Below are 21,837 nucleotides of genomic sequence, written 5' to 3'. Positions count from 1 at the left end.
TATAAAAAAAAGTTCACTTTTTTATGATAAAGTGAACTTTTTTACGATTTTATTTTATAACTTAAACTTTATTGGAGACATACCGGTAATCTTTTTAAATACTCTACTAAAGTAGTGTTCATTCTCATATCCGACCATCTTTGATATTTCATATATTTTATATTTTTGTTCTTTAAGGAGCTTTTTTGCAGCTTCAATGCGAGCATTCGTCAAGTAATCAATAAAGTTATGTCCTGTTTCCTTTTTAAAAACTGTACTTAAATAATTGGGAGAGATACTGATATGCTCGGCAACAGAATCTAATGATATATCTTCCATATAATATTTGATAATAAACTGCTTCGCTTTTACAATCATCCTCTTCGATTCATCTGTTTGCTTAAAAACTTCTAATAGTGTATTTTTCAATTTTTCTATCCAAGATATAAAATCTTTTTGAGTTTTTAGTTCCTCAAGTTGCTTGTAGGGATCTGCTTGCCATAATTCCCCTTTCTCCACACCACTTTCATCCAGATAAGAATTGATAATAAGGACCAGTGCGGCGCATGTTGCTCTTAAATATTCCCTTGTAAGACTTGCTGCCGCCCCCAGAAAACTATTTATAATTATATCGAAACAATTTTGGATACCTTCAACATCGGCTGCTTCAAGCTGTCTTTCTAAATCCTTGAAATCAATTTTAATCGAGAGGTCAGTGGCTACCGATCGGGGAACAATTTCCGTATACCGAATTGCACTGCCTATCTGGAAATTGAAATTTTGATTTACTGCGTACAAAGCCTGTTGATAAGCGACTTGTAATTTGACATATTCTTGAAATACATCGCTGATTCCGATAGATACGTTTATATTTAGGTATTCCTTCAAATATCGTTTTATTAATCGCTCCATCTGTGCCAGCTTCTCATTCATGCGATCGCGATTCTCTTCTTTTCCTTCAGAGAATATAATGACATATTCTTCCGGTTGGGAGCAAAATACATTTCCATAGCGAAAATCTGACAAAATCTCATTAATAATATTCAATATAGCAAAATCTAAAAGGTAACCATCCTTTACATCTCGCTTATTGAAGCGCCCTTTGTTATCCAAATGCAGAACGATGCAAAATAAATTTTTTTGTGGCAACTCCATCTGGATTGCTTTTAATCTTTCTTTAAACTCTTCATTTCTATATTTATTCCCGAATACCATGTCCTTAAACAGCTTTTCTTTAATTGTCGATATATTCTCCTTCGTATGCTTTACGTGTATATCTTCTTCCGATTTCCTTGTATGTTCCGCTTCTATCTTTTCCTTCAATGTATTTAAAAGCTCATTTAAAGATTCTGGCTCCATTTCAAGCTTTAAGATATAATCATCAGCCCCAAGTTTCATTGCTTCTTTCACATATTCAAAATCATTGTAGGAGCTTAAAACTATAAAGTTGACAGGAATTTTTTCCTCTTTTACAGTTTTAATCAAATCGATACCATTCATAACAGGCATATGAATATCGGTAATTACGACATCGGGCTTTAAATCTTTAATCATGGCAAATGCCTTTTTCCCATTCTCAGCCTCTCCAACAATTTCAAATCCGGCTTCTTCCCATTGAACAAAAGATTTTATTCCCACTCTTGCCAAAACCTCATCGTCAACAATAAGTACTTTATACAATAAGATCCAATACCCCTTTCAACTTTTTGTTGCTTCATCACTTGCAGTTATCGAAGGCAGAATGACTTTATAAGATGTGTACTCATTCTCCTTGCTTTCAATTTGAATCCCATAATGCTCACCATATTCCATTTTAATCCGGTCATTAATATTTTTTACACCTATTCCGTTAAATTTCTTCCGATCCTCGGCCTTTCCTGACAGCAGATGGCTAATTTTCTGTGTGGGTATTCCGACGCCATCGTCTTTTATTAGAAAAATGAGCAAATTTTCATGGATTTCAGCGTGGAGCCAAATGGTTCCCCTTCCTTCCTTCGGTTCAATACCGTGAAAAATCGCATTTTCGACGATTGGTTGTAGAATGAATTTAATACATTTGCATGCCAGACATTCTTCCTTAATATCGTAGATGATATCAAACTTATCTTTATACCTTAACTTTTGAATAAAAACATAATCCTTAAGATTACTAAGCTCGTCCTTCACTAAAATATAGGGATCCATTTTGCTGGTCGTATTCTTAAGAAGCCTCCCTAGTGATTCAACTACTGCTTTAATACCGTCTTCTTTTTTTATGATGGCCATCCACCGGATCGTATTCAGTGTGTTATATAGAAAATGAGGGTTGATTTGCGCTTGAAGCGCTTGATATTCGGCATCTCTTTTCATATTTTGTTCTTCCATGTTGGAATTGAACAGGAAATTTATCCTATCCAACATGTAGTTAAAATTATGACTCAATATACCGATTTCATCTTCCCCGGTGTAAGATGCCCTCGAGCCGATATTGCCGTTTTTTACGTTTTTCATAATTTTTGTAAGTCCCTTAATTGGTTTAACAATGGCCGATGATACAAAGTACAATATACTGCCAAAAATAATAAAAGAAATGAAACAAACCAATAGAGTTGCATCAATAATCTGCCTGTTATCCTTTATCAACTCACTAAAAGGTATCTTTTCTACGACCCACCAGCCATATTGATTTATAAATTGGTAAGCAACCAGATATTGCTGACCCTTCTCGGACGAAAGATAACTCCCATTTGTAGTCCCCCCCCATTTACTTACTTCATCAAAATGCTTGTTTATCTGTTCAGAATCGGGATGTACGACAATATTGCCGTTGTTATCCAACAGAAAAATTTGATTATTTGAATGGGTACTTACTTTTTTTAGTGAATTCGAAAAAACATCATTCGTGACGGCAATATAAGCAACTCCTATCGTGTTTTTAAAATCGCTATCTTTAATCGCTCGGGAAAACGAAATGACTGATCTTTTGGATCCTGCAGTTGTGGTAAGTTCCTCAGCCCCGATCCAGTTAATCTGACCATTCAACTGTAAAGTCTGGTTATACCAAGAAGACTTTTTCATACTTTCTGCTTTAAATCCCATGGAATCATTTCCATTTAAATATAAATAACCATTATTGCCCAGAATGGCGATGTACGAAACGTAGGGAGAGAGTTTGACGTAGGTAAAATAATTTTCTATACTTTGATTCATTTTTTTAAAATCGGAATAAGACTCGGAAATACTGTTGTAATTCCCAGTCAAATAATCATAGTTCTTTGAACTTGTAAAAATATAATCGCTCATTTGCTCTAACTGTAATAGATCTTTCTCTATACTATTTCCAATATACATGGCAGTTTCAAGATAGGAAGAACTTACTTTGTTCTTAAGGATTTGTACAGATATATAGTAAGAACTCATGCTTATGATGATGGCCGGTACAACCAAAGCCAATATGAAAGCTACAAATATCTTACTTTGAATACTTTTTTTCACGTTTATAATATTTCCAATTTTCAATGGTATCCCCCCCGCCCAATGATGATTTGCAAAAAATCAACCTACCTCTTCGCTGGAACACCTGCAATTATATCATAATAATGCGAGAGTTCTATGAAGGCATATTGTGGTGTCGATTCCGGTTTGTACCGAAGGGGAATATTACCTTGACCTGCTCTGACCCTGTTTATTAGCAAACAGGGTATCCCGTATAGGACACCCTTGCTTAGATTGAAGTGGAACTTCAAATGGCCGATATGACGTAACGTTTTCCGCTTTCAACATGGAACCCGATACATCCATCCTCCATCTGAGAATAAGTGACCGCATCGCCATCTTCCGTAATCTTGACCTTCCCCCCCGTCTCCTCTTATTTCCAGCGATGTCTTCGCAGCACGGAAGAGATCCGGAGCAGACTGCTCCGTAATGAGCCGCCCCGGATAACCCCCTACAAGATGGGAAACGTGACGATGGTGGACATCCTCGTTTCTAACAGGGTCTTCGCAAAATCTTCATCAATCTTAAGCTGTTCCGCCGACTTGATGCAGTTGTCGAATAACTCTCCGATCAATGAGAGATCCTTGGTCGTCGCCGCGCTTACGGCGTGACGCTTATCCCCAACCAGGAATTTCTGCTCGGGAGAGGTCGAAGGCGAAGTAATGAAATAACCTTCCTTATTTTCAATTAACCAATCCAAACAAAACAACGCTACTTCCTTCATGATAGGGTGCGCCACATCCCACAAAAATTCTTCATCCCCGCTAAAGGCATAATGTTCCCATTAATGCTGGGTCAGCCATACGCCGCCCATTGGCCAAAACGCCCATACCGGGTCTCCATCGCCATAATCGCCAACCGGTGCCGTTTGGGCCCACAAATCCGAATTATGGTGCGCCACCAATGACTTCCGAAGTGGGCAGATTCAACGGATTTTGCAGCATGCGGCAAAATAAATAACCGCAGCGTATCCTGTGTTTTGCCAGGCGCCAGTCCATACATAAACGGATCGGAATAAGCTCCGAATCTCCCAGAAAATCAATTTCATGAAAGCCAAAGCTCTTGAGCAACAAATTGAAAATTCCCAACCGCGGGTTAAGCATAAGTATCGAGATGTTGCCATTCAAAAATCGTTATTGCCCTTACTATATTCCAGGCCGAGTTGTTCCCGGATCGCTCCGGCCAGCCGATGGATCGGCATGCTGTTTCGATGGGCAAGCAGCAAAGAAATCAATATTCCAGCAACGAAAGCAGCCGCTGTAACCGACCATGTAATGTTCCGGATGGTGTTAGCCTTATCGAAAAGAGTCCTCTTCGGTATTTGCCAAACCTCTTCCTATGTATTTCGTCACTTAGTAGGTCCGATGTCACTTAAAAAATAGCAACCGATTGGCGTATGCATTGCGGTAATCGGTTGGTGTAAGGCCTGTGATTTTCTTAAAACTATGCGTAAATTGTTGACTTTCCGAGTAACCCAGATGGTAGGATATTTCCTTTATACTTTGATTCGTATCCACCAATAGCGTTTTTGCGGCATCCATCTTCTCTTGCAACATAAATTGCTTTATGGAGATTCCCGCAATCTCTGAGAACAAAAAGGATAAATGCTTGGCATTATAACCGAAATGCTCGGCTAGCTGCTTCACATTCATATTCTCATTCCGGTTCCACTTTATATAATCCACGATGTCGTTATACAGCTGCTGCCTGCGATTCTTACCAGAATGATGGGCAAGAAATAACTGATTAACCAATTCACATAGAATACTTGTCGTCAAATAATTGTTCAACGTTTGTTCCCTGTAGCTGCGGATGGAATCCTGTAGCTGCTTCATCATCACAATCAGCTTATCGGGATTTCGAAGTGTCCCCTTTTGGGGAATCGTTAATACGGAGGGCTCGTACACCGAGTCGCTATGTAACGTCTCATAGCCTTCTTGAACATTGAAATGAAGCCAGTAGAAGCTGCAGTCCGATTCTTGATAACCGTGTTGCAAGGCATGTGGCGGCATGAGCAGGAAGTCTCCTTCATTCAGGGCATACCGTTCCTTATCCATCTCTATATATAACGTGCCACTTGTTTGAATAAAAAGTTCGAATTCCGATAATACACGGTACATATGCTTCCACTCTGGAGAGGGAGCAACGAATTTGCCGGTCATAACGAGAGATACAGGTGTATCAACACGGAAGCTATAGCAGGTCATCAGACTTCATCCTTTCTCACTAGTAATCTTAGAATAGTATAGGCAAAATTTAAAGGATGCATAAAAAACAACTTCCCTTTTGACACATAATCAAACCTTCTCCTATTTACCTCTATAGCGTACTAGTATTACGCTATTACTACAACAGCGAGAGGATGATCGTTTTGAAAGCACACACCAACCCTACCACTTTAAGGCATTTCGGGCTTAATCAAATCCAATTATCGGATGATATTCTAACTCATGCATTCAAGAAAGAATGGACCTATTTGACCAGCTACGAAGCCGACCGCCTTCTTGCCGGTTTTCGTGAAACAAAGGGCTTACAGCCGAAAGCGGATAAATACTCCGGATGGGAGAACACCGAAATTCGTGGTCATACGTTGGGACACTATTTGATTGCCATCTCCCAAGCTTATTCGCAAACAAAAGATAAGGATATGCTCGCAAGAATCGAATACCTTGTTGCAGAATTAGCCCAATGCCAACAGGATAGCGGTTATCTATCCGCTTTTCCCGAAACGTTGTTTGACAATGTAGAGAATCGCAAACCAGCTTGGGTGCCATGGTATACCCTGCACAAAATTATTGCAGGCCTGATTGCCGTCTATCATGCTACAAAGCTGCAGCAAGCATTTCATGTCGTGAACCATCTGGGCGATTGGGTGGCGAACCGCGCCCTCGCATGGACAGACGAAGTTCAAACTACGGTACTGGCTGTGGAATATGGCGGCATGAACGATTGCCTGTACGATCTTTACAAACTGACAGGAAACAACCGGCATCTTGAGGCTGCCCATCGGTTCGATGAGGTCAGCCTGTTCGATGCGCTTCGGGAGAGAAGAGATGTACTGAAGGGCAAACATGCCAACACGATGATTCCGAAGTTTATCGGAGCATTGAACCGGTATTTGACACTTGGGGAAAGCGAACACAGCTACTTTGAAGCGGCCGTTAACTTCTGGGATACTGTTGTTTACCACCATAGCTACATCACGGGCGGAAACAGTGAATGCGAGCATTTCGGCGAACCTGATGAGTTGGACAGCAAACGTTCCGATGTCACCTGCGAGACATGCAATAGCTATAATATGTTGAAACTGACCAAAGAACTTTTCAAGCTTACGCAAGATATCAAATACGCTGATTTTTACGAGCGAACTTATCTGAACGCCATCTTGTCATCCCAAAATCCGGACACTGGCATGACAATGTATTTTCAGCCCATGGCAACCGGATATTTCAAAATCTACAGCTCCCCGTTCGAACATTTCTGGTGCTGCACCGGTACGGGGATGGAAAGTTTCACCAAACTAAATGATAGTATCTATTTCTATGCCGATAACCAGCTGTATGTCAATCAGTTCGTAAGCTCGAAACTGCTTTGGCAGGAGCAACATGTGACGATTACGCAGTCCACCTCACTCCCTCAAACCGATAGGGTTCATCTAACAGTCGAAACGATGGAGCCAAAGCAGCTTGCCTTGCACATTCGTATCCCTTATTGGGCGGCAGAAGCGATTGAAATGACAGTTAACGGAGAAAGGGTTTCACCTATTGTGGAGCGGGGTTATGCGATTATCAACCGGATTTGGCAGGATGGCGATACGATTGGGCTGCGAATTCCAATGAAGGTAGCCTATTCCCGCCTGCCTGATTCGCCTCATGTCATTGGGCTCCAATATGGCCCGGTTGTTCTCAGCGCAGCGCTCGGTACCGAAGATATGGTCGAATCGAAAACCGGTATTCTAGTCAGCGTTGCGACCAGGCGAATGATCCTCAAAGATTATATCGTCCCGCAAGGCATGTGTGTCGAGGAATGGCTTGGCCGATTCGATGAGCATGTGATTCGTCTAGGCGAAGATTTGGCGTTTGCGCTTAAGCATACAGATGAAGATGAGCGGCTAGTCTTTACACCGCACTACAAACAACATCGTGAAAGATATGGCATCTACTGGAGCCTACTGGACGTAGGGTCTGAAGAACTGAAGAAGCATGTGGAGAAAGCGGAACGGGAACGGAACCTGAGAGAGGCTACCCTGGATGCCATACAAATTGGAAATGACCAATACGAATTAGAGCATCAGGTACAGGGAGAACGAACATACGGCGGTACGTGGGAAGGATTGAACGGAAGAATGGTTGAAGCCGGTGGATGGTTCAGCTACCAGATGAAGGTTCAGCCTGGAGCTGCGTTAGCCGTGACCTTTAACCAACTTCACACGAATAGAAGCTGTGATATCTTTATTGACGGAGAGCTGTTAGCCACCGAGATGTTCACGAAAGAATGGAAGCGGATATTCTACGAGCGAATCTTCGTCCTTCCTGATTCATTAACTGCAGGGAAAGAAGTCGTAACTATCAAGTTCATGCCGCGCGAAATGGAGAATGGCATCTATGGCGTTCTTCGTATACTTAAACATATGACTTAAGAAAAAGCAGCAAAAAGAGTTGATACTGAGATGAAAGATTTTTCAAGGATTTAAATCACGCTGCGGACGGTGGACTTTATGCGGAGCTTGTTTCTTGCAACATCGTACTTCGCTGGCGTTGTGCGAATAGCCCCTTCGAGTCATATTCAGAAAAGGGCCGGTCAGTTATGATTATAAAGAAGCAATATATACGGATGTTCGAGTAAAACTCCTTTACCTGGACCTTAGTCGAGGAAAAAATACAGTCTTTGGGTGGTTTTTTCAGTTGCCTTCTCTTGTTATTCTTAAATAAAGTTAGTTAATTATAATTAATAATTAACTAAAATAACAAAAGGAGAGAAGACAATTGAAAAAGTTATTGCGTTTCATCGTGTATACGTGTGTTTTTGTTCTCGTTGTAGGAGGAACCGGAGCGATCGGGTCCCTGCGCACGATGCAGGAGGCTATGTCGGTTTATGATAAGCCGGCTCCTGCTTCTTTACAAAGCCTCCAAGCCCCTGCCTATGATTCGAAAAAGCCGACAGTAGCTGTTATTTTAGCGAATGAAGTGACCGAGGTGTTCGATTTTCTCGTACCTTACGAAATGTTCTCCATGACGGGCTCGTACAATGTATTTGCGGCTGCACCCGACAAAAACATCAAATCGTTAACGGGCGGTCTTGATGTCGCACCGCATTACACTTTTGACGAGTTAGACAAATTGACAGGCAAAGGTCCGGATATCATCGTGATCCCTTTCATGCCGATTTTGGATGAGGCGAAATACAAACCTGTCCGCGATTGGATTAGGAAGCACTCAGGCAAGGAAACGACCTTGTTGTCCATTTGCAATGGAGCGGAGAATTTGGCCGATACCGGCCTGCTGAAAGGGAAATCAGCGGCAACGCATTGGGGAGATATCGGCAGATTAGAAAAGAAATATACCGAAGTTTCCTGGAAAAGGGATCAGCGTTACGTGGCTGATGGCAACTTGGTCTCCTCGGCCGGCTTGACTTCGGGGATCGATGCCACGCTGTACGTCATATCCCGCCAAATGGGAGAGCCGACAGCTGCGAAAGTGGCGAAGGAAATGAATTACCCTTCCTACAAATTTGTTCAGCATCCGCAAATGGAGCCTTTCACGGCCGGATTGAGCGATATCGTCTATGTTTTGAACAACGCGTTTCAATGGAGCAAGAAAAAAACTGGGGTCCTGCTGTATAACGGTGCCGACGAATTGATGTTATCCTCAGCTTTTGACACGTATGGGGCTTCCGGCACTACGACAACAATAACGGTATCAAGCAACCGCGAGCCGGTCGTTACCCGGTACGGTTTGAATGTAGTCGCTCGATATCAAATAGCGAATGCTCCGAAACTCGACAAAATGATTTTCGTGGGCTCGGACGTTAAGACGCTCGCTGTTGGCGATATCCGAAACTGGAACGAGAACGGCGGCAAGGCTGAGCAGCTTTACCTGCATAGCGATTCCCCCGAGCGGTTCGCGATGGATCCTGCGTTTGAAGATTTGGCGAAGCAGGAAGATATCCGAACGGCGAAATTCGCCGCCAAGCGGCTCGAGTACCGCGCCACAAGTCAGCTTAAACTTGAAGGAGCGCCATTTTCATACGAAGCGTTCGGCATACCGATTGGTGTTGGCTTGTTATCTCTGTTCGTCCTTTATTTAGCAGACAGACGTTTCGTAAGGAGGAAGACCGTTTCCACATGAAACGGGAAGCCAAAGAAGCATCACAGACGGCCGGTCTGGATGCTTCTTTGGCCAGTTAGCTTACTCTCTCTTCTTGTCAGTATGAACTATACACGATCATATACTCGGGATGCTATTTAACTTGATCGGCGGCGACTACAAGGATATTCTCTTGTATACAAGCATACGCAGTAAAAGAGAGACCGTTTTCCGAGGACAGCTCGTTTTCACTTATCAGCTTTTCCTTCATCTTGAGAAGAAGCCCTTTCGCGTTACTATTATCAACTTTGACTGATACGGTATATTGATGCTTTTTTTGGATATTATCCATTTCCAACATGAATAGATCCCTCCCCTAATAAAGTAAGTACTTTCATCTTAGTGTAATTATTTGCCCTACCCCTTGCTCGGAAGCAATGTTTAAGGGATAGGGCGCCATTAGGTTATGTGATTATGATATTAAATCAGATTTCCGTAACAACAGTTGTACCAACTTAGCAACCTCTGCTCTTGTAATATAAGCTTTCGGTGCAAGCGTAGCTTCGTCTCTTCCACTTACAATGCCCGCTTGGATGCTATCAGCAATGCCACTCATTGCCCAAGGTGCACTTTCGGTTGCATCTGTATAAGTACGTAATACATCAGCGGCATTATGGTTTGTGAGTTTCGCTTTCAAACCGGTGATCGCCATTGCTTTAGCAATAATAATCATGGCCTGCTCTCTGGTAATCTTGTCTTCAGGACGGAAGGTGCCATCCTCGAAACCGTCAATAAGTTGGTTGGATTGAGCCGTCATGATTGCACTACTATACCAATCCGCAGCCTTTACATCGGAGAAGTTCGGTGTTCTATTCTCCAACTTCAAGCCCAATCCTCGAACTATGATGGCAGCAAACTCGGCACGAGTAATATCTGCGTCGGGATTAAACAGGTCATTGCCAATCCCACTAATGATCATTCTTGATCCTAGATTGTTCACAGCATCTTTTGCCCAGTGTGCCGAGACATCTGAGAATACTACTGGATGCCAAATCAGAGAGTACGTACTGTTTGTTAAGCTGCTAACCTCTGCATAATACTTCCCGTCTATGATGACAAGTTTTGTTGGTACATGACGAACAGTTCCATCTGGCTCTATAACAACTGCTGTTGTAATTTTATTCGGATCTACGCCATCAGGAATGGCAATCGTACGTTTCACATAGGCGTTGAATTTAGATAGATCGATGATCTTGCCGCCGTATGCAGCTCCAACTGTAAAGTCGATCGACGGCACAACAAGCGTAAACTGATCTTTGTCTGCCGCATTCTCCGCCACTTTAACCATATCTGCTGTTGGCTTCGAGATTTTAATTTGTATCGTAATGTCTTGCAAAGCCACTGAATCGCCGACTTGACCAGAGATCGCGGGAATATCGATCAGTTGGGAAGGCAGGGTATACGTTGCACGATCTGTTTTAATCTCCAGATCTGCTTTATTTTCTTGCAAGTTTTTGACCATCTGAGCGTTCAGTTGCCCAATCACAATATCGGAATTGTTAGCAACTCGCATAGTGATGTTAGCCTTCTCCCCTACCGCTGCGAGCAATTGAACCAATTTCAACTGGTCGATTGTAATCGTCGTGACCGTTTGGCCATTAACTTGGGTTTCAGCTGTACTTCCTACACTCTCTTCCTTACCATTTACTAGAATGTTTGCCTCTTTACGGCTAGAATCTGGTGTTGTTGTAGTACTGCTACCACCGTTGTTACCGCTGTGATTGTCATCATCACCACTACTTAAAGGACTCACCGTAATCATCGTTGCGGCTGTCTTCTTCGTGCTTCCGGCGCTGACTGTTAATTTAAGCGTTCCCGTACCGGCAGATACTCCTCTAATTGTAACTTTATCTTGGTTGCTGTCGCTTACAAGGCTAATACTACCAGTTGCTTCCCATAGATACGTTGCACCCGTTACGCTAGTTGGATTGATTATGGAGTTAAAAGTTATTTGATCATTCACTGTAATCGATTGCGATCCGCCTGTGATAGTGACTGATTGTAAAGGATTGACAGGGTCGACGCTCGATGGAGACACCGTAATCGTCGTTTCGGCAGTCTTTTCTGTGCCTCCGGCATTAACTGTTAATTTAAGCGTTCCCGTTCCCGCAGAAACTCCTCTGATTGTAACCGTAACTTGGTTGCTTTCACCTACAATGGTAATGCCACCACTTGCTTCCCATAGATACGTTGCACCCGTTACACTAGTTGGATTGATCATGGAGTTAAAGGTTAATTGATCATTCATTGTAACCGATTGCGATCCGCCTGTGATAGTGACTGATTGTAAATAATCTACAGGGTCGACGCTCGATGGAGATACCGTAATCGTCGTTTCGGCTTTCTTCTCCGTCCCCCCCGCAAGAACTGTTAATTTAAGTGTAGCTGTCCCCGCATTGGTTCCTTTGATTGTTACCGAATCCTTGCTGTTGTCTCCTATGATGCTAATACCGCCACTAACTTCCCATAGATAAGTTGCACCCGTTACGCTAGATGGATTGATCATGGAGTTAAAAGTCAGTTGATCATTCACCGTAACCGATTGGGCTCCCCCTGTGATATGGACTGATTCTAACGGAATGACCACAGGCCCTGGTGCCTTCACGTTGAATTTCCAATAGTCCATATTAAATAACTTACTTCCCGATCCAGAGAACATGAAGAAGATATTATGAATACCTTTAACATTCTCCACATCCGTTTTCAGCAGCTGCCACACTTGATCTCCACCTGTTGGAGCGACATCAAGGGTACCAATCACTTCACCAATCGGGCTGTCCAGACGTATCTCTACTTTACCGCCTACGGTGGATGCAACGTTCGCTTCGAACGAAGCTGCTCCTTTGTCACCGAAGTCTGCGTTCGACACAGCAAGCCAGTCTCCATTATTGATATCTGTAACATCAAGGTTAAGGCTTGCTAGCGGGTTGCCTGGCGCTGTGCTCACCTCAGTAAGAATACCTGCGTTCCAAGCAATCGTTTCCGCCTCAACTCGCGAATACGGGTCAAGATTTGCTATCTGGGATACACCTTTCATATCCCCCTTAATATCTTTAATTAATCCGTTATCGTAATACTCAACCTTATTAATATGAGGAGAACGATATCCTTTGCCATCCCCTACGACAGCTTTACTAACCGTTTGAGCATGGTAAACCACATACCACTGATCATTAAATTCAAAAATCGCATGATGGTTATTACCGCCAACGCCAAAGAATACAGATGGGTTTTTCAAGATCGGTGAAACGTAAGTAAACGGACCCATCGGACTATCACTTACCATGTAAGCAATTTCTCCTGGAGGAGGTGTTCCATCCGGGTGTGTACCAGAGAAATTAGAGCAATAAGAGTAATAATATTTGCCATTGTATTTGTGAATACCTGAATCCTCAAACATATAAGGCGCATCAATTGTAACAGCTGCCCCTGCCATATGAATCATATCATCAGCTAACTTCACTACTCTAGCCGTTTTCGGATGTGCAATTTGCTCTGGGGTTGGATTCGGATCTCCTGGTATCCCCCCACCAAAATAGAGATAACCAGTTCCATCATCATCAACCAATACGGCTGGATCAAATAGCCATGCTACACCAGGAACTCCAGGGCTGCTACTAGTGATCAACGCTTGGCCCAGTGGATCAGTCCACGGACCAATCGGACTATCCGCAGTGAGCACACCAATTCCACTAGCACCATTTGCGAAATAAAGGAAGAATTTATCTACACCATTAATTTTCTTATGCGCTGCTGCTGGCGCCCAAGATAGATCTGCCCATTTGGCAACACCCGCGCCATTATTCACATTATTCTTTCCAGCTACCGGGATTGCACCATGATCTGTCCAGTTGACCATATCAGCTGATGAAATCACAAATATTCGATTCAAATTGCTAAATGAATTATCTTTGATTTTTCCATTTGCATCATACTCATAATCGTCACTTGACATATAAATGTACACTCTGCCGTCATAAACCATCGCAAACGGATCTGCTCCTAATTTATGACTCATAAGCGGGTTCGCATACCCTGGAATTTTGGCATATGCTTTTGTAGGCAGTTGCTTTAATCCAATGTTTGATACGCTATTGTTAACATTGTATCGAACATTTCCACCATCAACTTGGATGTAATCCGTCTTCATCTGAACGGTTTGATCAGCAGGGACAAAACCATTAACCTTTAGCTTAATCGTTGCGAACACATTAGAAGATTGATTATTTGCAAAGTTTACGGTATTTCCAGTTACATGTAAAAGCAATTGATTGTTGGCAAACGTATAGGAAGTATCTCCAACAATATTAGCCGTATTAAAGTCTACACCAGTTACAGTGAGCTCCTTTGGTATATTCAAGGAAGCTGAGATTGCTGAGTAATTCCCATTCGGTAAGGCATTCATTTGAACTGGAACTTGCAGCTCAATGTTCTGAACTCCAATCACATTCGGTACATCGGCTAGATTAGCTTGAAGTACTGTTGCGGGCGAATTCGTTCCTGTCAATTTATTATCTATTCTGAAATAGTCAAAATCAACAATACCGCCTGTTGTTTTCGTTGCATAGTTGAATAAACCGAAACGATAGCCCATAAAATGAGGCAATGTATAATGCATTTGCAGCGTAGTTCCAATCGCAGTCCACGTAAAGCCGTTAAGGCTGTAATAGAAATAAGCCTTATCTGTCTGATTTTTATAGTCAAAATCAATTTTAAAATATACATTATCCTGAGTGACAAGAATACTAGCTTTTTCAACTGGCGTTCCAGAACTTCCATCCACCATAACAATGGATTTCGAAGTCCCGGACATTTTTACCCCTACAAACCCGTACTCCTTTTGGAATGCAGCTAGCCCAGCATAATCGCCATCCTTCATCTTGCTGATATCCAGTGCAACATTTCCTGAGCTTTCTGGACCAAATGTTCTCTGAGTCAGTGTATTTCTGGCATCAAGAAGACTTGTACTCTTTCTTCCGGTAGTAAGTCTTAGATAGCCAGGACGCTCCGTAAGGGACCAGCGGTTATTATCGGGATTATGATTCCATTGCCATACTAATCCAAGATTAGACCCATTGTAATCGTATTCCCCATTCTTCGCTTTATCCAAACCGCCAGCGGGCGTTGCGTCTATTAAGGAAATATCATCGACATAGAAATCCATTAGATCATTCGTCAGATCTTGCGCTGCTGTCCAGGAAGTTTCAATAAATATACGCGGTTGATTAAAAACAGCATTGTCAGGAACTGTATAGGTGCCTTCGATTGTGCCCCATACACCTTTGGTCATGACGCCAGATCCAAGAACCTTAATCGTCTGCCAATCTCCATCTTGGATATCGAAATTAAATGCTCTCGTAGCAGGACCTGAGTTATATTTCACTTTGGCAGAAAACTTATATTTGCCGCCAGCCGTTACTTTTCCAGTAACAAACTGTTGCACACCAGCTCCAGTTGCTGCCCTTCCACTAATAAATAAACTATTGGTTCCGCTAAAATGCTCATTCGTTGACACCGCAACCGTTGCAGTATCATGTTTTTCCCAAGGAGTCAGCCCCTTTTCCATCTTACCATTTGTCAAAAGGTTCCCGTCAGGTGTAACATCCACGAAAGAAATATCATCGACATAGAAATTCATTAAATCATTCGTAGGATCTTGCGCTGATGTCCAGACCGTTTCAATAAATATACGCGGTAGTGTGAAAGTTGCATCAGTCGGCACTGTATAGGTACCTTCAATTGTGCCCCATTCACCTTTGGTCATGACACCTGATGCAAGATTCTTAATCGTCTGCCAATCTCCATCCTGGATATCGAAAATGAATTGCTTCGTAGCAGGACCTGAGTTATATTTCACTTTCGCGGAAAATTTATAGGTAGCCCCCGCTTTTATTTTTCCAGTAACAAATTGTTGCACACCAGCACCAGTAGCTCCCCTGCCGGTAATATATAAACTACTGGTTCCGCTAAAATGCTCATCCGTTGATACCGCAACCGTTGCAGTATCATGCTTCTCCCATGGCGTTAACCCGTTCTCCATCCCACCGTTTATCAAAAGTTCTGTTCCTTCATTTATAGGTAGTGGTGTCACAGGTGTTGGCACTGTAGGTGCTGTAGTTGAAGTTGTATTGATAACGGTATGCGAAGCCCCAATTTTTTGCGAGCTTTGATAGAATTCATCAGAAGCTACCAAATTGTTCTTAGATGCTGCACCGCTAACGGGAATCGCCATACTTTGTGGAACCGTACCGTTAATGCCGAATACGGGCCAACCATCATTCCATGTAACTGGCACTAGGTAAGGTATACGTCCGACTGAGCCACGGTCTCCAAACAACATTGCATACCATTTGCCATCAACGGTATCAATAATACCGCCTTGTGCAATACCAGCATTGTTTAAGGCAACTTTACCTTCATATACACCATCAATTCTGTCTGCTCGATGCATGATTTCTACACGACCAGAATTCTTAGGCCATGTTATGTTGAATACGTAATATTTACCGTTAATTTTTTGGATATGCGTGCCTTCAGCTGGAAGATTGACATTCTCCGCTGTACTTGCAACTAGACTTGCATTAGGAATAATGACTTTATTAAGGCCGCCTGCTTTGATTGCGGTTGCATCTGGAGTCAGTTCAATTGCTTTAATATCACCGCCGCCATAAACCATATAGACTCGTCCATCATCATCAAACAGCAATGACAAATCATGATAAACACCATCAAGCTCTGAATGGGTCCACGGCCCCTTCTCTATATCTGTTGTTTGATAGATATAGGTTTTGCCGGTATCATAGGAAGGAAATGCCACATAATATTTACCATTGTGGTATCTTAAGCTGCTTGCCCATGAGCCTTTCCCATAATTGTCTTTTCCATTTCTAAGCGCTTGTTCATCATTATCAGCAAGCAAATCGTAAACATAATTGACGATTTCCCAGTTTTTGAGATCATATGATTTCATAATAGGAACACCAGGGTTCATATGCATAGTTGTGCTGCTCATATAATAAGCATCACCTACTCTGATCACATCAAGATCTGGAACGTCAGCCCATATAAATGGGTTCTCTAAGGTGTCTTCATTGGATTGCGCATATATCGAAGCACTTGGTACAACACTTAGTAATAATGTAAGCGCTAATAAAAATACGGTTAGCTTCTTGCTCATATGCATAAGACTCCTCACACGTTTCATCTTTACTTCCATTTGTTACACTCCTTCTCAGTAATTTGCATATAACAAATTACAATGCTGTGATAATTACTGTTTACAGTTTAACTTAAACGCAAACATTTCAGAATGTAATTTCTTATTCCAAAAGTGAAGATTTCTATGAATTGACTTCGTAAATTCCAATAAAAATCGACAAAACCGACTATGCCCTATCCCTAGGAAAATTTCTATCGGGATAGGGCATAATTAGCATTCAGTTATTATTGAAGTATCTTGGACGCCACATACGCAAGATCACTAATATCGATCTTATTATCGTTGTTCATATCGGCAATCTTGGCTGCCGCCCAGTCTGTGCTATTGGAATTCTTACCGTAATAGTAAGCAACCATCGCAAGGTCACCTACATTGATACTTCCATCCTTGTTGAGATCTGCAGATTTAATCACGGCTGCCTTGAAAGCATCAACTGCACCGCCAAGTAGCGTTACGCTATTATCAACCTGGGACTGTGTTGCACTTTGGTTGACTTTTACAGCATTAGCTGCATTGATAGCTGCACCGAATGCATCCTTGGCTGCCTGCGGGTATTGACCCTCCGTTGTACCAACGACCGCTGCGCCATAATGGTTCTGTGCATTCGTAATAGCTATTGTCAACGCTGTCTTATCTACAACCACTTCAATATTTCCGACTGAAATGCTCTTACTGCCAAGTACCGCCTGAATGACAGTTCCCTCTGGAGCCACACCAAGCTTTGCTTGGGTAGCTGCAATGGTTCCACTGGTACTCTGAACACCGGCCTTTACCTTGAAGGTTAGATTTAGAACCGGCGTACTGGCTCCAGATATTCCCCCTCCAGTATTGGCGGTAATGAGCCTAACTTTCCCGGCAGCGGCTTTGTCCTCTGCCACGATCTGGATGTTGTTGTTGGCACCTGCCGCACTCACATAATCAAATACGGTGGAATCATAAGACAGGGTGATATCCTGGGCATAAACACTTTGTGTCACGTTGTTCAGGCTAACTGCCACTGTAAAGCTGCTTCCAGGTTTCACACTGCTGTCTGCTGAAATGGCAGCTGCAGGTACTTGTAACTGAGGCCACACAGGATCTGTCGTTGCATCGCTTGTGGTTACATATATCCGGTCTATGATTAAGCCAGATTCCCTTCCCCATAAGTTCAATTCATGCACACCAGCGGTAATATTCAATGGAGTGCCACCAGTTACAAGTGTCCCCCCATTACTGAGATTGACCCATTTAAACTGACTGTTACTCACGTTCTGAATACCGTTGGAAGTGAATTTATACGTATTATCCAATCCAACGTGGACGGAGTCTGTTTGGAAACTATGACTCTTGGCAAGTATCCAGACATAGTAGGTTCCTGCAGTCGTAAAGTTGATCTTGTAATTCAGTCGGGAACCAGCAGCGAGGCTGGCAGCATCAGTACCTGGTGTGACGGCAATACCATCATCTGGACTAAATTGCATAGCTTTCGTGGACAATCCGTCCACAAGCGACCAGGTATGGCCATTTGCGTTGCCAAATACATAGGCATCGGCTGAGTTTGCTGCTGCAGCTTCTGCTTCAACGGCCACGATGGCTGGTGTATTAAAATTAATGGTATATACCGTAGCTTGTAAGCCTTCCCTGCTTACAGTTACCGTGGCCTTTCCAGGTACAGCCGATGCTTGTATAATCGCAACACTCGCGCCAGGATCATTTGAAGCAGCAGTCACTTGCGGCGGAACCGATCCTGCAGGAACATCTAGAGAATAGGTATAAGCACTTGGACTAAACCCATTCACTTGTGTATCGTTTACCTGGAGTGACTTCAAATTCGTATCAAAGCTTGAACCAACCAACTTGTCATCTAATTTGAAATCGTCGAAGTCAACGTAACCACCTGCTGTTTTTGTTGAATAATTGAATAAGGCAAATCGGTAGCCCATAAAATGCGGTAGTGTATATGACATTTGAAGTGTATTTCCTATGGATGCCCAACGCTCACCGTCAAGACTGTAATAAAACTTTGCTTTATCTGTCCTATTCTTAAAGTCCAACTCAGTCTTTAGATATACGGTGTTCTGAGTAAGGGGGACACTTGCTACTTCCACTGCTGAACCTGAACTTCCATTCACCATAACAACGGACTTTGTAGTGCCGGACATTTTAATACCGACAAACCCGTAGTTCTGTTGGAAGGCGGCAATTCCTGCATAATCCCCGTCTTTCATATGGCTAACATCGATAGCAATGGTTCCTGAACTTTCCGGTCCGAAGGTTCTTTGAGTAAGCGTATTTCTGGCATCAAGAATGTTAGTGCTCGTTCTTCCGGTAGTGAGTCTTAGATACCCTGACCGATTGGTAAGAGACCAGAATCTATGATCAGGATTATGGTTCCACTGCCATACGAGAGAGAGATTGGATCCATTGTAGTCATTTTCTCCGCCTGCTACCTCTGTATGATAAGCTCCAACTTTCTCTGTTCTCTGATCGAAGTTATCTGATGAAACCCAGGATTTTGACAGATCAGCAGGAATCCCAGTGTCATTGACATCCCCGAAAACAGGCCATCCATCCTGACTCCAAGTCATCGGCACAATGTAAGGTATACGTCCTACGGACCCATAATCCTGAAACAACATGCCGTACCATTTTCCGTCAGATGCTTGAACAATCCCCCCCTGTGCGACACCGGCACTGTTGGAAGTACTACCCGATCTTAAAGCAATCTTTCCTTCATAAGTGCCATCTATTGTATCAGCCCTGTGTACTAATTCAGTACGAATGCTTCCTGATGGCCATGATATATTGAAGATGTAATATTTACCGTTAATTTTATGAATGTGCGAGCCTTCAGCTCCAAGACCACCAGAGCCTCCGGGAGCGCTCGCATTTTGAATGATTGTTTTATTCATTCCGCCTGCTTTGATCGCTGTGGCATCTGAAGTAAGTTCAATAATCTTAATGGATCCGCCGCCATATACCAGATATACACGTCCGTCATCATCAAACAGCAATGACATATCATGATAAACACCACCGGCAAGCTCATACTTTTCCCATGTGCCCTTTTCTATGTCAGTGGTTTGAAAGATAAACGTTTTCCCCGTATCATTGGAAGCAAATACGACATAAAACTTGCCATTATTGTATCTTATGCTGCTTGCCCATGAGCCTTGCCCGTATATGTTCTGCCCATTCGAAAGCGTTTGTTTATCCGTAGACGCAAGAATATCATACACATAATTGACGATTTCCCAATTTACGAGATCCTTGGACTTCATGATAGGTACGCCAGGATTCACGTGCATGGTAGTACTGGTCATATAATAAGTATCATTTACTCTGATCACATCAACATCCGGTACATCCGCCCATATGATTGGGTTCTTGGCAATCGGTGTATAAACGTCTGCATAGAAAGTTGTAACACTTTTTCCCTTAAGCGTGGCTTGAAGTGAGTTTCCATTTACAGTGGTATCGCCTAAATTTGCAATATTCTCACTAGACGAAGTTCTGTAAGTAGTAAACGATTTTACAGTTTTACCATTTACGTTGAACGTTAATGCAGTGTCCGTGTTAGTGTCATTTATAGCTGTAATAACTAACTTTCCATTCGAAGGGTCTTTATACGCTGTTGTATATACACCCGTTGCTGGGGTTACATCCGAATTGACTCTTTTATAACCCGGCCTGATAAATCTGCTGTATTGACCAAGCGTGTACAATCTTTTATTCAAATCGTAACTTTTGACAGCACCATTATCGTCCGTATGAAATGTAATCAGTGCGCCTTTATCTCCAACAGAATTTGCACTGTCTTTTGTGTTATTCCAAAGCCACCAGTAGTTAAATGCATTTACTTCTGCTACCGTCATATCCTTATGGATCATTTTCGCCCAATAGATACCGTCATTTATGCTTGGATCATTGGGTTCACCTACAGATGCTTCTGTCACCCATAATTTTTTATTATAAAGCTTTGTCTGCGTCAGCCACTTCGCGCCAAGATTGGGATCCTGCTGATTTACGGCATATTGGTGTACACCAACAATGTCTACGCGATCCCTGCTACCCGCATCATTCAATGTTGGAACAGCCAGATCTTCACTGAAATTTAACCCCTCTGGCATAATAAGCTTCGCAGTCACACCTTTTTGTGCAAAAGTAGGTTTGAGATAGCCCTTTACAAAATTATGAAAATCATCCGCTGTCCAACTGCTAGATTCATAATTCGGTGCCCAGTTTGGCTCATTTTGTATAGATACAGCTGAGATATCGATTCCCTTATTGGTCTTAAATCCAGTCACATAGTCAGCTAAGAAATCAGCATATGCCTGATATTTATCAGTTCTGAGCTTGCCACCGATCTCTCCGTTGGTTCCTGTGCTGCCAGTCTTCATAAACGGTGGAGGCGTCCAGGGAGTAGTGAAAAATTTGGTTACGTTATAATCCGTTTTTATTTTATTAAAAAGCCAGGTTGTACCATTAATGTCCCAATTATTCCAATTCCATGTGCCTGATTCTGATACGATGTCATAAGGAAGCCTGTTTCTTACCATACTAAGTCCTGCGCCATTCGAAGTACTAAAAAGCGCATCGAGTATTTCCTTCTGTGGTAGGTTTGCGAGATTTTGTACAATCCCTGTCGACCAGGCGTTGGATGCACCAAAGCCGTCGATTTCCTGCTTTTCAATATTATAATCAATATTAACCGTTGGGATGGATGCGGCATGGGAACTCTTATGAAAACTAAGCATAGATGTTACTATCAGACTAAGACAGAGAGAAACTTTTAAAGCAGCTCTTGAGTCAACCCTTCCT

The 21,837-nt window shown here is 42.6% G+C and carries 9 protein-coding genes and 1 pseudogene; 3 read left to right on the top strand and 7 right to left on the bottom strand.

All coding sequences use genetic code 11. The features are described from left to right. Positions 1-54: 54 nt before the first annotated feature. From LOZ80_RS04330 to LOZ80_RS04320, 3 genes and pseudogenes are all read right to left on the bottom strand, one after another. Positions 55-1,659: a response regulator gene (locus LOZ80_RS04330; RefSeq protein ID WP_238170260.1), complete on the bottom strand. Its 1,605-nt coding sequence runs from the start codon at positions 1,657-1,659 to the stop codon at positions 55-57. A gap of 18 nt (positions 1,660-1,677) precedes the next feature. Beyond that, positions 1,678-3,477 carry a sensor histidine kinase gene (locus tag LOZ80_RS04325; RefSeq protein ID WP_238170259.1) on the bottom strand — a complete coding sequence of 600 codons (1,800 nt, stop codon included), beginning with the start codon at positions 3,475-3,477 and terminating at the stop codon, positions 1,678-1,680. Positions 3,478-3,779: 302 nt separating this feature from the next. Further along, positions 3,780-4,354 (bottom strand): annotated as a pseudogene (locus LOZ80_RS04320) (glycosyl hydrolase family 95 catalytic domain-containing protein); the annotation flags it as partial. 145 nt (positions 4,355-4,499) lie between these two features. On the opposite strand from LOZ80_RS04320, the gene LOZ80_RS04315 reads away from it, so the two are divergent. Beyond that, positions 4,500-4,835, top strand: coding sequence for a hypothetical protein (locus LOZ80_RS04315; protein WP_238170258.1), 336 nt, complete (start codon positions 4,500-4,502; stop codon positions 4,833-4,835). On the opposite strand, the gene LOZ80_RS04310 is transcribed toward LOZ80_RS04315, so the two are convergent. Continuing rightward, a complete protein-coding gene (locus LOZ80_RS04310) occupies positions 4,821-5,660 on the bottom strand; it encodes an AraC family transcriptional regulator (RefSeq protein ID WP_238170257.1) in 840 nt (279 codons plus the stop codon). The two genes, LOZ80_RS04315 and LOZ80_RS04310, sit on opposite strands and share 15 nt — an antisense overlap. Before the next feature lie 155 nt (positions 5,661-5,815). Between LOZ80_RS04310 and LOZ80_RS04305 the strand changes: the two genes are divergently transcribed. Then, positions 5,816-8,092, top strand: a complete 2,277-nt coding sequence (locus tag LOZ80_RS04305; RefSeq protein WP_443147009.1) for a glycoside hydrolase family 127 protein — start codon at positions 5,816-5,818, stop codon at positions 8,090-8,092. Positions 8,093-8,438: 346 nt separating this feature from the next. Continuing rightward, positions 8,439-9,800 carry a DJ-1/PfpI family protein gene (locus LOZ80_RS04300; RefSeq protein ID WP_238170255.1) on the top strand — a complete coding sequence of 454 codons (1,362 nt, stop codon included), beginning with the start codon at positions 8,439-8,441 and terminating at the stop codon, positions 9,798-9,800. Between the two features lie 112 nt (positions 9,801-9,912). Here LOZ80_RS04300 and LOZ80_RS04295 read toward each other — a convergent pair whose 3' ends face one another. The 3 genes from LOZ80_RS04295 to LOZ80_RS04275 all read right to left on the bottom strand — a co-directional run bounded on the left by LOZ80_RS04295 (position 9,913) and on the right by LOZ80_RS04275 (position 21,773). Beyond that, entirely contained in the window at positions 9,913-10,119 is a 207-nt protein-coding gene (locus LOZ80_RS04295; protein ID WP_238170254.1) for a hypothetical protein, read from the bottom strand. Between the two features lie 111 nt (positions 10,120-10,230). After that, positions 10,231-16,995: a family 43 glycosylhydrolase gene (locus tag LOZ80_RS39130; RefSeq protein ID WP_283214740.1), complete on the bottom strand. Its 6,765-nt coding sequence runs from the start codon at positions 16,993-16,995 to the stop codon at positions 10,231-10,233. A 266-nt stretch (positions 16,996-17,261) separates the two neighbouring features. Continuing rightward, positions 17,262-21,773: a family 43 glycosylhydrolase gene (locus tag LOZ80_RS04275; RefSeq protein ID WP_238170253.1), complete on the bottom strand. Its 4,512-nt coding sequence runs from the start codon at positions 21,771-21,773 to the stop codon at positions 17,262-17,264. Between the last annotated feature and the right edge of the window lie 64 nt (positions 21,774-21,837).

The organism is Paenibacillus sp. HWE-109 (assembly GCF_022163125.1).
GTDB lineage: Bacteria > Bacillota > Bacilli > Paenibacillales > NBRC-103111 > Paenibacillus_E.
Note: the sequence above shows the minus strand (reverse complement) of the source record. Positions and strands in the feature narration are given on the sequence as shown.